Annotated in this window: 13 protein-coding genes, 1 tRNA gene and 1 riboswitch; of the genes, 8 read left to right on the forward strand and 6 right to left on the reverse strand. The window is 63.1% G+C overall.

Translation table 11 applies throughout. The features are described from left to right. Positions 1 to 7 precede the first annotated feature (7 nt). Complete coding sequence (locus tag RIU96_RS01055) at positions 8 to 1342, forward strand: pyridoxal phosphate-dependent aminotransferase (protein ID WP_259793298.1); 1335 nt, start codon at positions 8 to 10, stop codon at positions 1340 to 1342. On the opposite strand, the gene RIU96_RS01060 is transcribed toward RIU96_RS01055, so the two are convergent. Further along, entirely contained in the window at positions 1339 to 2289 is a 951-nt protein-coding gene (locus RIU96_RS01060; protein ID WP_136649017.1) for an AraC family transcriptional regulator, read from the reverse strand. The two genes, RIU96_RS01055 and RIU96_RS01060, sit on opposite strands and share 4 nt — an antisense overlap. A 156-nt stretch (positions 2290 to 2445) precedes the next feature. Between RIU96_RS01060 and RIU96_RS01065 the strand changes: the two genes are divergently transcribed. Further along, positions 2446 to 3315, forward strand: a complete 870-nt coding sequence (locus tag RIU96_RS01065; protein WP_136649018.1) for an NmrA family NAD(P)-binding protein — start codon at positions 2446 to 2448, stop codon at positions 3313 to 3315. Continuing rightward, on the forward strand, positions 3316 to 3786 hold the full coding sequence (locus RIU96_RS01070; RefSeq protein WP_136649019.1) for an anthrone oxygenase family protein: 471 nt from the start codon (positions 3316 to 3318) through the stop codon (positions 3784 to 3786). Between the two features lie 7 nt (positions 3787 to 3793). Here RIU96_RS01070 and RIU96_RS01075 read toward each other — a convergent pair whose 3' ends face one another. Together RIU96_RS01075 and dcd are read right to left on the reverse strand one after the other, a co-directional pair. Next, the gene (locus tag RIU96_RS01075; RefSeq protein ID WP_040422819.1) at positions 3794 to 5113 is read right to left on the reverse strand and encodes a UDP-glucose dehydrogenase family protein; all 1320 of its coding nucleotides are present in this window, start codon (positions 5111 to 5113) and stop codon (positions 3794 to 3796) included. A 10-nt stretch (positions 5114 to 5123) separates the two neighbouring features. Continuing rightward, complete coding sequence (gene dcd, locus RIU96_RS01080; RefSeq protein WP_136649020.1) at positions 5124 to 5690, reverse strand: dCTP deaminase; 567 nt, start codon at positions 5688 to 5690, stop codon at positions 5124 to 5126. 85 nt (positions 5691 to 5775) lie between these two features. Between dcd and RIU96_RS01085 the strand changes: the two genes are divergently transcribed. Further along, a tRNA-Gly gene (locus RIU96_RS01085) sits at positions 5776 to 5849 on the forward strand. A gap of 204 nt (positions 5850 to 6053) precedes the next feature. Here RIU96_RS01085 and RIU96_RS01090 read toward each other — a convergent pair. Beyond that, positions 6054 to 6554, reverse strand: a complete 501-nt coding sequence (locus RIU96_RS01090) for a VOC family protein (protein WP_311205042.1) — start codon at positions 6552 to 6554, stop codon at positions 6054 to 6056. A 49-nt stretch (positions 6555 to 6603) separates the two neighbouring features. Between RIU96_RS01090 and RIU96_RS11945 the strand changes: the two genes are divergently transcribed. Further along, a complete protein-coding gene (locus tag RIU96_RS11945; protein ID WP_170228632.1) occupies positions 6604 to 7392 on the forward strand; it encodes a helix-turn-helix domain-containing protein in 789 nt (262 codons plus the stop codon). A 59-nt stretch (positions 7393 to 7451) separates the two neighbouring features. Here the strand turns inward: RIU96_RS11945 and RIU96_RS01095 are convergent, their stop codons facing one another. Beyond that, positions 7452 to 8030 (reverse strand): hypothetical protein, encoded by a 579-nt coding sequence (locus tag RIU96_RS01095; protein ID WP_136649023.1) that lies wholly within the window; start codon positions 8028 to 8030, stop codon positions 7452 to 7454. Positions 8031 to 8045: 15 nt separating this feature from the next. Then, positions 8046 to 8167: riboswitch (SAM riboswitch) on the reverse strand. A 220-nt stretch (positions 8168 to 8387) separates the two neighbouring features. Here RIU96_RS01095 and RIU96_RS01100 point away from each other — a divergent pair. From RIU96_RS01100 to RIU96_RS01110, 3 genes are all read left to right on the forward strand, one after another. Then, entirely contained in the window at positions 8388 to 9644 is a 1257-nt protein-coding gene (locus tag RIU96_RS01100; protein ID WP_259793227.1) for a YibE/F family protein, read from the forward strand. A gap of 121 nt (positions 9645 to 9765) precedes the next feature. Then, positions 9766 to 11646 carry an MFS transporter gene (locus RIU96_RS01105; RefSeq protein WP_311205043.1) on the forward strand — a complete coding sequence of 627 codons (1881 nt, stop codon included), beginning with the start codon at positions 9766 to 9768 and terminating at the stop codon, positions 11644 to 11646. Positions 11647 to 11679: 33 nt separating this feature from the next. Beyond that, on the forward strand, positions 11680 to 12510 hold the full coding sequence (locus RIU96_RS01110) for an esterase/lipase family protein (protein WP_144317750.1): 831 nt from the start codon (positions 11680 to 11682) through the stop codon (positions 12508 to 12510). A gap of 9 nt (positions 12511 to 12519) precedes the next feature. On the opposite strand, the gene RIU96_RS01115 is transcribed toward RIU96_RS01110, so the two are convergent. Beyond that, a complete protein-coding gene (locus RIU96_RS01115; RefSeq protein WP_144317749.1) occupies positions 12520 to 13437 on the reverse strand; it encodes an SUMF1/EgtB/PvdO family nonheme iron enzyme in 918 nt (305 codons plus the stop codon). Positions 13438 to 13468 lie beyond the last annotated feature (31 nt).

Consider the following 13468-nt stretch of genomic DNA (forward strand, 5'->3'; position numbering starts at 1 on the left):
TTGACCTATGAGCAAGAAGCAGGCACACGACGAGAACTCCTACCCCGCTAACGACGTTGTCGAGGACGTTGTCGAGGAAGCGGTGACGGGGGCGTCGGCAAGCGGAAAGCCGTTGAAGAAGCACCGCCACTTCGACGAGGCGGAGAAGCTGAAGAACGTGTTTTACGACATTCGCGGGCCGGTGAGCACCACCGCGGAGGAGATGGAGCGCGACGGGCACACTATTCTCAAGCTCAACACCGGCAACCCGGCGATCTTCGGCTTCGAAGCGCCCGACGTGATCATGCGCGACATGATCGCCGCGCTGCCGACATCGCAGGGCTACACCACGTCCAAGGGCATCGTGCCGGCGCGGCGCGCGATTGTGACCCGCTACGAGGTGATCGAGGACTTCCCCGAGTTCGACATCGACGACGTCTTTCTCGGCAACGGCGTGTCCGAGCTGATCAGCATGGTCACCCAGGCCCTGCTTAACGACGGCGACGAGATCCTCGTCCCCGCCCCCGACTACCCGCTGTGGACTGCCGCGTCCACGCTGGCCGGTGGCAAGGTCGTGCACTACCTGTGCGACGAGGAGGACGGGTGGAACCCCTCACTCGAGGACATCCGCTCCAAAGTCACCCCGCGCACCAAAGCCATCGTGGTGATCAACCCCAACAACCCGACCGGTGCGGTCTACTCCCGTGAAACGCTCGAGGGTATCGCCGACATTGCCCGCGAGCACGAGCTGATGGTGCTTGCCGACGAAATCTACGACCGCATCCTCTACGACGATGCGCAGCACATCTCCATGGCAGAGGTCGCCCCCGATCTGATCACCGTGACGTTCAACGGCCTGTCCAAGGCGTACCGCGTGGCCGGATACCGCGCCGGCTGGATGGTCATCACCGGCCCGCGCCGCCGCGCCACCGGGTTCATCGAAGGCCTCAACCTCCTGTCCGGCACCCGTTTGTGCGCCAACGTGCCAGGCCAGCACGCCATCCAGGTGGCGCTCGGTGGACGGCAGTCGATCTACCAGCTCACCGGGGCTGGCGGGCGCCTGCGTGAGCAGCGCGACGTCACCGTGCGCAAGCTGCGCGAGATCCCGGGCATCTCCGTCGTCGAGCCGAAGGGGGCGTTGTACTGCTTCCCCAAAATCGACACCGAAATGTACAACATCCACGACGACGAGCGCTTCATGCTCGACCTGCTCAAATCGGAAAAGATCCTCATGGTGCAGGGCACGGGCTTCAACTACCCCACCCCGGATCACTTCCGCGTGGTCACGCTTCCGTGGGCGTCGCAGCTGGAGAACGCGATTGAGCGCCTGGGCAACTTCCTGAGCGACTACCACCAGCACTAGTTTGATTGACGACGAAGCGCTGCCTGCCTGAAGGCGCTGGGTGAGATCCCGACGCTGCGGGCGAACGCTTTGGAGAAGGCGGATTCGGAAGAATACGACACCGAAGAACCAACTACTGCGATCGGCTCGTTGGTCTCAATCAACCGGGTTTTTGCGACCTCCATGCGCCAGTTCGTCACGTACGCTGCCGGCGCTACTCCGACGACCTCGCGGAACTTCTCGATAAACGATGTGCGTGACATGGCGGAAATTTTTGCCATATCTGCGATCGCCCACGGTTTTTCTGGCTCATCATGGATTGCGTGTAGGACTCTCCCGATCGCAGGATCAGCTAATCCCGCGATGAGCCCAGGTTCGAAGGAGCTTTCCTCGTAGAACCATTTTCGAATGATCTGCACCACGATGATGTCGGCCAGCCGAACCGCTACGGCCTCCCCACCCAACCTGTCTGCGGAAAGTTCGTCTGCCAAGAGGCCGACTAGCTTCACGACGGACGAAGCGTCGTTCAAATTCATACCTCTTGCGGAGACCACAGGGGGAAGGGCTTGCACGATGTTGTGAACATCTGGAGCGTCAAAACTCACCATCCCGCAGAGCAACCGTGTGAATGATCCGTCGCAACCTACGTTGACGATTGAGTAGTTCTCGCTGAGATACCTCTGGGGCAATTGATCGACCCGGGGAGCTACCGTTCTATCCGGGCTGGCGGAGAGCATGTGCTCCCTTCCGAGCTGCACGAGAGCAACATCCCCTTCCCGGAGTTGGAGCTTCGGTATGCCGTCCGAAATCAACCAGCATGAGCCCTCGGTGACCACATGAAAACTCAGACATTGGGGATCAACTGGCATCCGCAGACCCCAATCACCGCGGGCAGTCGTACTGCAGTAGAACACACCGCTCATACGCAACTGCCTCAGGAAGTGCGCTACCTCCGGTTTCACATTCATAGAACGATGATCGCACCCTCGGAGTTGTCAACTCCACATATCCGGACGATCGGCAAAGAAAAATGGACTGACGGGCCTACTGACGGTCGCTGGCGATTCCTAACGTGAATTGAGCCAGTCTCCGTAACCCTCCCTACTTTGAGAAAAGAGGCCCCGATGTTTGCTATTTCCGGTTCGACGGGACGCGTTGGATCCAACGTTGTCGCCGAACTACTCAAGCACGACCAACCCGTTCGAGCTCTCGCGAGATCGGAAGAATCCTTGAAACAGTGGTCAGCGCAAGGCGTCGAGACTGCAGCGGTTGACCTGCTCGACAGCGCGGCATTGTCCGAGGCGCTGAAGGGTGCGGAGGGATTCTTCGCATTGCTCCCGTTCCACTTCGGTGCAGACGACCTTGACCGCTACGCAGATGCAGTCATCGCATCAGTGCGCTCTGCGGTCGAATCCGCAAACGTTCCTCACGTCGTCATGCTCTCGTCGGGAGGCGCCCAACACGAGCATTCAACGGGCCCAATCACAGGACTGCACCGAATGGAGCAGGCACTCCTGTCCGCTACTCCCCTGCTCACCGCCCTTCGGCCGGGACATTTTCAAGAGAAGTTTCAGGATGTGCTGCCCGCAATTCTCCAGGAGGGCGTGTACCCCGTTTTCGGCGCAGCTGATGAGCCGAAGCCGATGGTCGCGACCAAGGATATCGGTGTTTTCGCCGCACACAACTTGATGAATCCTCCCGTCTCTCAAGAGCCGGTTGACATCATCGGTCCGAGCTACACCGAACGGGACGTGGCCGGTGTGATTGCGGAGCAGCTTCACAAAGACGTGGCGGTCGTCGAAATTCCCGATGAGGCGTGGGAGTCCGAGCTCGAGCGGGCTGGTTTTTCAACCGGCGTCGCTCACAGCCTTGCCCAGATGTACCGGGCGGACAGTGATGGGTTGCTTGCACCTTGCGCGTCGAAATCGATCTCGGCCCCGACGCCGCTTACCGAGACGGTCAGCACCGTCCTGCAGAATCGGGAGGGCGCGTAGATGAATCTTCCCATCATCACCAGTGCAGTGGCGCTTTGCGCAACCGTCACCGGCGGGCTGCTCAGCGGTCTCTATTTTGCCTTTGAGGTCAGTACTCGGAAGAGCTTCGCACGTTTACCCGATGATCAGTACGTCGAGGTCTTCGCAGGCATCAACCAGGCGATCCTCAACCCCCGATTCCTGACAGTATTCGCGCTTGCACCACTGTCCTCAGTATTACTGGCCATCCTCGTACCGACCAGATGGACGATTCTCGCTGCAACAGCGTCGCTCGTCGCACTGGGCATCACCGTCGCGGGAAATGTCCCACTGAACAACTACCTCGACAATGCGTTCACAAGTCAGAATGCGGTGTCCGAGATTCGCGCGAACTTCGAGTCCCGGTGGAACTCGCTCAACGCTGCCCGATGCGTAGCGCAGACGGTCGCTGTTGGGGCGACGCTGCTCTTTGCGCTGAACACGAGGGGATAAAAACCCCTTACAGGCTGCGCCCCAAGGCGTGGATCTCCCAGCCTGCGGCCTGCCACGCGTCGACGGGCAGGACGTTGCGGCCGTCGATAATGCGCTGCTCGGCCACTAGCTCGGCGGCATGCTTCGGATCGAGCTTCTTGAATTCGGTCCATTCGGTAGCGAGGATGACAAGTTCCGCGCCGCGGAGAGCGTCGTCAAGCGAGGTGGCGTAATCCAGCGTCGGGAAGACCTTCTTCGCGTTGTCCATCGCCTCCGGGTCGAACACGCGCACCGCCGCGCCCGCCAGGGACAGCTGACCCGCGACAGCGAGGGCCGGCGAATCACGCACGTCGTCGGAGTTCGGCTTGAACGCCGCACCGAGGACGGTGACGCGACGGCCGATCAACGACCTCAGCTCCTCGCGGGCGAGATCGACCACGCGCTGGCGTCGGCGCATGTTGATCGCGTCGACCTCGCGCAAGAATGTGAGCGCCTGGTCGGCGCCGAGCTCACCGGCGCGGGCCATGAACGCGCGGATGTCCTTGGGCAGGCAGCCGCCGCCGAAGCCGAGGCCGGCGCCGAGGAACTTGCGGCCGATGCGGTCGTCGTAGCCGATGGCGTCGGCAAGCTGGGTGACATCCGCACCCACAATCTCGCAGACCTCGCTGACGGCGTTGATGAAGGAGATCTTGGTGGCCAAGAACGCGTTGGCGGAGACTTTCACCAGCTCCGCGGTTTGCAAATCGGTGACCACGAACGGAGTGCCGGTTTCCAGCGGTGTGGCGTAGACCTCGCGGGCGATCTGCTCGGCCTGGGTGTTATCCGCGCGGGTGCCCAGCACAATGCGGTCCGGCTCAATCGTGTCCTTCACCGCGTAGCCCTCGCGCAGAAACTCCGGGTTCCACGCGATCTCCACCTCGGTGCCCTCTTGTGCGAGCTCGTTGGCGCGCTCCTGCAACGCAGCTGCCGTGCCCACCGGCACCGTGGACTTGCCAAAAATCACGTGGCGGCCCGTGAGCTTAGGCACGAGATCCTCGATCACCGCCTCCACGTAGCGCGTATCTGCCGCATACGAGCCGCGCTGCTGCGGAGTACCCACGCCGATGAAGTGGACGTTGGCGAACTCGGCCGCGCGGGCGTAATCGGTGGTGAAGTCAAGGCGCCCGGCGGCGATGTTACGTTCAAGGACCTCCGGCAGGCCCGGCTCATAAAACGGGACCTTGCCCGCCTTGAGTTGCTCGATTTTTCTCTCGTCCACGTCCACGCCCAGCACCTCGTGGCCCAACTCCGCCATGCAGGCGGCATGCGTTGCCCCGAGGTAGCCGGTCCCGATCACCGTCATTCGCATGGGCGCTACTCTAGTCGCGGAAGTTCAAGTACGCGCGGGATGGAGTGGGGCCGCGCTGCCCCTGGTACTTCGAGCCCAACTTCCCCGAGCCATACGGCGTCTGCGCCGGCGAGGACATGCGGAACAGCGCGAGCTGGCCCACCTTCATGCCCGGCCACAACGTAATCGGCAGGTTAGCCACGTTGGATAGCTCGAGCGTGATGTGTCCGGAAAAGCCGGGGTCGATAAAACCGGCGGTGGAGTGGGTGAGCAGGCCCAGGCGGCCCAGCGAGGACTTCCCCTCGAGCCTGCCGGCGAGATCATTCGGCAGGGTAAACGTCTCCAGCGTCGAGGCCAGCACGAATTCGCCGGGGTGCAGCACGAATGCGTCCCCGTCTGCCACCTCGACCAGCGTGGTCAGGTCCGGCATCTCCTGCTTCGGGTCGATGTGCGTGTAGCGCGAGTTGTTGAACACGCGGAAGAACTTGTCTATACGCACGTCAATCGACGACGGCTGCACGAGCTCCGAGTCGTACGGCTCAATGGTCAAGCGGCCCGAATCGATGGCGGCGCGGATGTCATGGTCGGATAAAAGCACGCCTGCAAGTCTAGCTGTCAGCGGTTTTACGTTCGGGGTTTGACCGGTGCTACAGTGTTTTCCACTGTGTTTTACGTTTTACGCTGCCGGCGTAGTTTAGTGGTAGAACATCAGCTTCCCAAGCTGAGAGTGCGAGTTCGATTCTCGTCGCCGGCTCCAATTTTCTGAGTACACGGGCAAAAGTGGTAAACCGGCCCCCTGGCTGTTTAAGCTGGGGCGCCGGTTTTCTTCAGTCGGTGGCGGTTTTTGCCGCGACCCCCTCACCACACCAGCCCCGACTTAAAAGTTTTCTGTACCAGTGGCGGTGAGATTGGTGACCCAACCCCCCGACATGACCACAGGCTGCGGCCGACAGTTTTAGAGCTAGCCAAGCGTTTCCATCCACTCCTTGACCTGCTGCTCAGACTCCTCGTCACTCAAGTCTTCGACGCGCGTCATGATCGTCCACCGAACCCCGAAGGGATCACGAATACTGCCATAGCGATCGCCGGAGGCGAAGTAGGCCACTGGCTCGCGAAGTGTGGCTCCATGGGCAATGGCCAGTTCAACTACCCAATCCACGTTCGTGCAGTACAAAGCTAGGGAGAATGCCACCGTATCCGACTCTGGTTCAGAAGCAACGGTGTTGTAGTCAGAGGACGCTTCGCCCAGCTCGAGTCGCCCATTGTCGAATTGGATTTCTGCATGGACCACTGCCTCGTTGTTTGTCATGGCGGTGATGATCTTCGCGTCGAAGACTGAAGCGTAGAAATCCAGTGCCGCTTTCGCGTCTGTGACGGTCAAGAAGGGGGTGATAGTGGAGTATCCGTGTGGCACGCCGTTTGTGGTGTGCGCGCCATCGGCTGGCGTGGTGTTATCGGTCATGAAAATCAAAGTAGAGGGCCCAAGCGACGCTCGCTTGTATATTTGTGCCATGAATGATCCGCTATCTCGCGCGGAGCGGGGAGTACTCAGGCCGGACTTGCTGCCGGTTGCTTTCCGACGACTCGCCCCCGCCGAGAGCATTTCCGGGCTCGTTCGCTGGTGGTGGTTCTCTTCGTGGGACCTTCCACATGGGCAATCGGCGACCCAACAAATTTTGGCCTTTCCATCTTCAAACGTGGTGGTTGAGCCCCACATGGTTGGAATATCCGGGCCCACAACGAAGAGCTCCACCCGAACGTTGGAAGGCAGTGGCTGGGCCGTCGCCGCGCTTTTGCAACCCGCGGCAGTTCCCGCAGTGGTCGGAGATCCCGCACGATACCGCGATAGCTACCGTGCATTGGCCGCCCCGGGACTACTCAAGGATGTGGGGGAAAGCGTCGCAAAGCTTGACGTGGAGGCAGCCTTCTGCGCGTTTGAACATTGGCTGACCAGCACAGTTGGGCCCGTAAGTAGCAATGGCTTGTTGGCCAACGCAGTGATGGAGCGAGTTGAGTCTGATCCCCCGATCCGCAACGTCACGGAGTGGGCAGGCGCCGCGCATGTGTCAGTGCGCACACTGCACCGGCTCACTGCGAAGCATGTAGGGTTAACGCCCCTAGCCATAATCCGGCGCCGGCGGCTTCAAGATGCCGCCCATGAGCTGCGCGCAACCCCGGCGCCGGTGGGAGCCATCGCCGTTCGCATGGGATACGCGGATCAATCGCATTTCACGCGCGAGTTCCGCGCTACGTTCGGGACCACACCATCCGACTACCGGAGGACGGCGCATACCCTCTAGGAAGCAGACGCCACCGTATGCCCTTCCATCACCTGAACCTGGTCACAGGGCAGAGTCGGCTACTTCTGCGGCGCGGTGCACGGCGCGATCGGCGTTGGCGAGACCCAGAAGATTGCAAAGCTGCCGTTGGGCCGCTTCTTACCGCGCAACAAACTGAACCGCGGGTGGTACGCGACAGCATCATCGTGGTCCAGCACGAAGTGGTTGTAGACATCGAGCGTTTCCTCTGGGGTGTTAAGCGTGACCCGGTTGCCATCCACTTCGATGATCTGGACCGGCACCCAATCGGAAGCCGGGACCCTGGAAGCGCCTCTGATGGCGGCGATGGAGGGCAGATGGCCCCGGGAAAGCAGGTCGCATTCGCGGGGTGTGACCTGCACACGTTCGCCATTCGGCTGCGGCAGGAGGACAACCTCGCCATCGTCGAACCGCACGGCGTTTCGGGCGGGAGAGTAGTCAAACTTTCGCGTGAGTGAGGTGGCGAAGTTCAGCGCGGCCGGTTCAGTAGCAAACTCCCTCGCCACAACTTCGATCTCTGAAGAGAACGTCACTTCTGTTGAGCTGAGGTTTTCCATCCTCACTGGCACCCAATCTTCGGGCAGGTCATCGGGAAAGAACATGGACATGTCGTCGGACATGGAAATCTCCTAGAAATATCGCACTTCCGGCGCGCGGTCGCGTCGCCGGCCGATCTTCCCCCGGGAGCACCGTGCGCGATTGCGCGGTTGCTAGTCGACGGGCCGGGAGACCCGAAAAAGCTTCGAACTTCTTGATCGCACCGACCACCCTAACAGACAGCTCGGTCTAGTGCGACTTAACCCAGGCAACCACGCTCAACCAGCCACTGGTGCGCGTCGCGCTCGAGGCCGTCGTTAAGCAGCGGCGACAATTACCCCAAAACCTTCGCTACCGTCTTTGCCATACGCCCTCCCTTACGCGCGTCAGAGTCTAGCGTCTTCGCGGAACCCACATCCTTAACGACTACGGTTATCAGCATGGGAAAGCACGCATCAATAACGCCGCCGCGCACACGCTCTACCGCCCGGCTCATCCTCGCCGGGGTCCTCGTCGCAGCCTTCGTCGCGACACTTATCGCGCTCGCCGTCCTCTGGCCGACGGGGCCCGCCCCCACCCCCGGGCCGGGTTTCAAGCGGTCCCAATCCATGGCCGCCGACGCGGTCAACGGCACCGTCATCGACCACCGCCAGGGCCCCTGCTCCTCCCCCGACGTGGGGCGCGTCTTCGAGGGCGAACCTCGCCCCGCCACCCCGCAGCTCGTGCCGCTGGGCACCATCGCCAACGAGCCGGTGTGCGAGCTCTCCGTCGTCGAGCTGACATCCGGCCCTGACGAGGGCAAACGCACACTTCTTTCAAGCTCCGGGCTGCCCGGGGAATCCACCCTAGCCACCGGCGACGCGATCACCCTGGCAACCAACACCGACGGCGACACCACCACCTACACGCTTTTGGACATGGAGCGCAGCCAGGCAATCTGGCTGTGGATCGCCGTGGCGGTGATACTCATCGTGGCCATAGGCGCCCTGCGCGGCCTGCTGGGCCTCGTCGGGCTGGTGCTGACCGGGTTGGTCGTGTTCGGCTTCCTCATCCCCGCGCTGCTGCGCGGCACCGACCCCACGGCGGTGGCGATGGCCGCCGGCGCCGCGATCCTCTTCCCCGTGCTGTTTTTGGTTCACGGCGTCAATTGGAAATCAGCGTCAGCGCTCGCCGGAACACTGGCCGCGATGGCGCTGGCGGCGGTACTAGGCAACGTCGCGGTGGACACCTCTCAACTGCGCGGCCTGGGCAACGAGGACAACCTGCTCATCCACCTCTACCTGCCTGAGGTATCCGTCCCCGGGCTGCTCATGGCGGGTTTCATCATTGGAGCGCTCGGCGTGCTTAACGACGTCACTATCGCGCAATCCTCCACCGTCCACGAACTCTTCCTCGCCTCCCCGGAGTCCTCGGCGCGCTCCACCTTCGCCGCGGCATTGCGCGTCGGCCGCGACCACATCGCCTCGATGGTCTACACCCTCGTGCTGGCGTACCTGGGCACCGCGCTGCCGCTGGCCATGCTGCTGAGCGTCTCCGACCGCCCGCTGATGCAGGCGCTGTCCTCCGACGTGGTTGCCACCGAGCTGATCCGCTCGGCGATCGGCGCGATTTCGCTGGTCCTGGCGGTTCCGATCACCACCTTCATCGCCGTGCAAACCGTCCGCTCACACAAGCCCCAATTAGCAGCGAAAATTTAAAAACGCTATAGTTGATTGTCGGCCTGGAACACGAGACATGTAGCGCACCACGCGCGTAAACCTGATGACGCCACCGAAGCCACTGGTCAGTAACTCGTCTTCTCACGTCACAAGAGGTTCCATGTCTGCTTCGGTTCCCCACCGCCACACCGGCGGTTCGCGCTTCATCATGGTGGCGGCCGCGCTCGCCGCGTTCATCGCCACTTTCAACGAAACATTCCTCAACGTCGGGTTCACCCCGATCATGGCTGATCTCGGCGTCACCGTGCCCACCGTGCAGTGGCTCGCCACCGCCTGCATGCTCGGCGCCGCCGTGATGACGCCCACCGCCGGGTTCTTTATCACCCGCTTCGGCACCAAACCACTCTTCCTCGCCACCACATCCACACTGGTGATCGGCGGTATCGTCACCGCGCTGGCACCGAACTTCCCCTTCTTGCTCGCCGGGCGCATCATCCAGTCCATCGGCACCGGCTTGTTGGTCCCGATCGGCATGATGATCGCGCTCACGGTCTCCCCGAAGCCGAAGATCGGCAAGTACATGGGAATCATGGGCTCCATGACCACCCTCGGGCCGTCGATAGCTATCTTGGCCTCGGGCTTCATTTTGGAGCTGACCGACAGCAACTGGCGCGCCCTGTGCTGGGCCTTCACCGCGCTATCCGCGCTGGTCTTCGTTGTCGGCGCAGCCACGGTGTACAACATTTCCGAGTCCGAGAAGGCGCGCCTGGATTACCCCTCGCTCGTACTCGTCGCGATCGGCCTGATCGGCCTGCTCTACGGCATTTCCACCATCTTCGGCCCGGCGAAGCTCACCGCGGCCGCCGCATTCTTCGTCGGCGCGGTGGCGCTGGGGCTGTTCGTTAAGCGCCAGGGCACGATTGCCAACCCGCTGATCAACCTCGCCCCGCTGAGGGTCTTCCCGTTTACCGCGGGCGTGGTCATCAACGTCGTCGCGCTGATCATCGTGTTCTCCATGAACATCCTCGTGCCCACGCACCTGCAAAGCGTGCAGGGCACCTCGGGGCTCACCGCCTCGCTCGTGCTTTTCCCCGCGATTTTGTGCGCGGCCGTGTTCGGCCCCATCGCCGGTAACATCTACGACGCGCGCGGCGCGCGCTGGCTGCTGCCCGCCGGCATGACGCTGATGGCCATCTTCGCGCTCGCCACCGCGTACACCATACGTGTCGACGCCCTGTGGATGATCACTCTGGTCTACATCCCCGCGATCGTGGGTTCTGCCCTGACCATCGGCCCAGTGCAGTCCTTCGCGCTGGGCTCGCTGCCCCGCCAGCTCAACCCGGACGGCGTAACGATCTTCTCGACCAGCTTCCAGATCGCCGGCTTCCTCGGTACCGGGCTGTCCACCGGAATCTACGGCGCGGTTCTTGCCCGCGGTGAGGGCACTGACACCGCCAACACCGGGTTCTTTCTCGTCGGCGCGGTTCTGTTCGCCCTGGCCCTTGCCGCAGCCGTGCTCGGCTACACCGGCACGCGCGCCACCGCGGACGCCCCGCGCACGGAAGCAACGCCGGTCGCTCCGGACTCCCTGGTCAGCCGCCTAATGAAGACTGACGTCTACCACCTCGCACCCGACGCCACGATCCGCGAGGCCCTGCACCTGTTCGTGTCCAACCGCATCTCCGGCGCCCCGCTGATCACGAACGGGACGCTGCGAGGCTTCGTCTCCGACGGTGACGTGCTCAACGCCATTAGCGATTCGGTGCCCGCCTTCACCACCCCGTACGCACTGTTGAAGAACGAGGACTCCCCCGAGTTCTCCACGGATGTTTCCACCGTGCTGGACCGGAGGGTTGCGAGCATTGCCACGGAACCGGTCATCACCGTCAACGTCAACGACGATCTCGGCCACATCTCCGCAGCGCTCGCGGACCGGCATCTGAAGAAGGCCCCCGTGGTCGACGACGCAGGCCATGTCGTCGGCGTGATCAACCGCTCCGACATCAACCGCTTCCTGGTGAGCACCTACATCGACGCCTAGCTCATCGCGCCCCCGCGGCACTAGGCTTTAGGTATGAAGCTCACCCACCTCGCGCTCCTCGGAATGTACGCCGCTGGCGTCTACATCGGCGCCACGCGGCGACCCGAGCTACCGTTTAATGACTCGGACTTCTCACCTTCCCACCCGACCCCGGTGCTGTATGTCCACGGGTTCACCAGCGCCACGAACACGTTCACCGTCAACGCCCTGTACCTGCGCGAACACGGTTATTGGACGTGGGGCTTCGACTACGGCACCAACGATCGCGCGAGTCTGGCCGCGATCATCCCCGTGCTGCACGGCTTCGGCGACCTCAACGACCTCGTTCGCGAGCTCGCCGACAACGTGGAAAGGGTCAAAGCCGCGACAGGCTCAGACAAGGTCGACATTGTTGCCCACTCCCAGGGCGGGCTGCTGACCAAGCTCTACATCGCCGGCGGCGGCGCCGAGAACGTCCGCCGCGTCGTGGCCATCGGGGCGAATTTCCACGGCACCGACATCGGCGGGTTGGCCGAGCGCGTCATCCCGTTTATCCAGCGCCGCCCCGGCATCGCCGAGGCCGTCGCCAGCACGAGCGCGCTGCAGCAGCTGGCGGGCTCGCCGTTTTTCGAGGAGATCGGGGACCTGCCCGATTCCGACCCGCGGGTGGTCTACACCTCGATCTACACCCCGGCCGACCGCACGGTCACCCCAAACGAGGCGTCCATCCTCGACAGCGTCGACGGGGCGGACGTGATCAACATCGACCTGGAAAAGGCCTACCCGGGCTTCGCCCCGGTGATCCACTCGCTGCTTCCGCGCGACCCGAACGTCGCCGAGCTGACGCGGTGGGGACTCGAGCGCGAGGCCCACACCCCGCAGTAACACCGGCACTTACGCCGCGCAGCGGAACCCGATATGCGTGGTCGCAGAGTCCCCCGACTGGCCTTGGCGCGCGGGCGGGCGGTAGCGGTGGCAGTACTCGGGCGCACACAGGTGCGAGCCGCCCTTGACCACCCGGCGCGGGTAGGTCTCGCCCGGAGCCGTCGCCACGCGGCGCGCCTCATCCAGGGCTGACGACGGCGCACAGCACGAGCCGGCTCGCTCGACGACACCGCGCGCCGCACCGGACGCGTAGTAGGTCGAGCTCCACTGCCACACGTTGCCAATCAGGTCAGAAAAACCCCACGGGTTACGGCCGAACTGGCCCATCGGCGACGTCGTACCCCATCCCTGGTTGTCGTAGGGGAAGCGACCCTGCCAGGTGTTGGCGCGGACGATCCCGTCCGGCGCGTACTCCTCACCCCAGGCGTAGGTGGTTGCCGCGCGCCCGGCGCGGGCAGCGCACTCGAGTTCCAGCTCGGTCGGCAGCCGGCGCCCCGCCCACCGCGCGTACGCCACGGCATCCGGGTAGGCCACCTGGACCACCGGGTGATCCGGAATGTCCTCGTGGCTCACGCCGGACGGCCCGTACGGCGCGCGCCACGACGCCCCAGGCTCGAAGCGCCACCACTGCCGCCAGTCGCGCAGGTCCACCGGGCCCGTGGTGGGCTGAAACACCAGCGCGCCCGCGACCAGCAGCTCCAGGTCGACGCCGGGGAATTCCTCCGCGGATGGCACCCGCTCGGCCACGGTGACGTAGCCCGTCTCTTGGACGAACCGTGCGAATCGGGCATTGGTGACGGGGTCGGCCTCCAGCGCAAACGCGTCGACGCGGACTGTTCGCTGCGGGGACTCCTCAGGGTAGAAATCGTTAGACCCGGCCGTAAAGGTGGTCGGCGCGACGTCGATTAGCTTTGTCAGCCTGGCCATGTCAGCGACCCTACCAGTGGCGAGGTCAGCC

It is taken from the genome of Corynebacterium sp. Z-1 (assembly GCF_031844665.1).
Lineage (GTDB): Bacteria > Actinomycetota > Actinomycetes > Mycobacteriales > Mycobacteriaceae > Corynebacterium > Corynebacterium sanguinis.

Coding starts and splice junctions, on each gene's coding strand:
- RIU96_RS01055 (WP_259793298.1), top strand. CDS start 8: ATGAGCAAGAAGCAGGCACACGACGAGAACTCCTACCCCGCTAACGAC.
- RIU96_RS01090 (WP_311205042.1), bottom strand. CDS start 6,554: ATGACCGATAACACCACGCCAGCCGATGGCGCGCACACCACAAACGGC.
- RIU96_RS01105 (WP_311205043.1), top strand. CDS start 9,766: ATGTCTGCTTCGGTTCCCCACCGCCACACCGGCGGTTCGCGCTTCATC.
- RIU96_RS01060 (WP_136649017.1), bottom strand. CDS start 2,289: ATGAATGTGAAACCGGAGGTAGCGCACTTCCTGAGGCAGTTGCGTATG.
- RIU96_RS01100 (WP_259793227.1), top strand. CDS start 8,388: ATGGGAAAGCACGCATCAATAACGCCGCCGCGCACACGCTCTACCGCC.
- RIU96_RS01075 (WP_040422819.1), bottom strand. CDS start 5,113: ATGCGAATGACGGTGATCGGGACCGGCTACCTCGGGGCAACGCATGCC.
- RIU96_RS01065 (WP_136649018.1), top strand. CDS start 2,446: ATGTTTGCTATTTCCGGTTCGACGGGACGCGTTGGATCCAACGTTGTC.
- RIU96_RS11945 (WP_170228632.1), top strand. CDS start 6,604: ATGAATGATCCGCTATCTCGCGCGGAGCGGGGAGTACTCAGGCCGGAC.
- RIU96_RS01070 (WP_136649019.1), top strand. CDS start 3,316: ATGAATCTTCCCATCATCACCAGTGCAGTGGCGCTTTGCGCAACCGTC.
- RIU96_RS01115 (WP_144317749.1), bottom strand. CDS start 13,437: ATGGCCAGGCTGACAAAGCTAATCGACGTCGCGCCGACCACCTTTACG.
- RIU96_RS01110 (WP_144317750.1), top strand. CDS start 11,680: ATGAAGCTCACCCACCTCGCGCTCCTCGGAATGTACGCCGCTGGCGTC.
- RIU96_RS01095 (WP_136649023.1), bottom strand. CDS start 8,030: ATGTCCGACGACATGTCCATGTTCTTTCCCGATGACCTGCCCGAAGAT.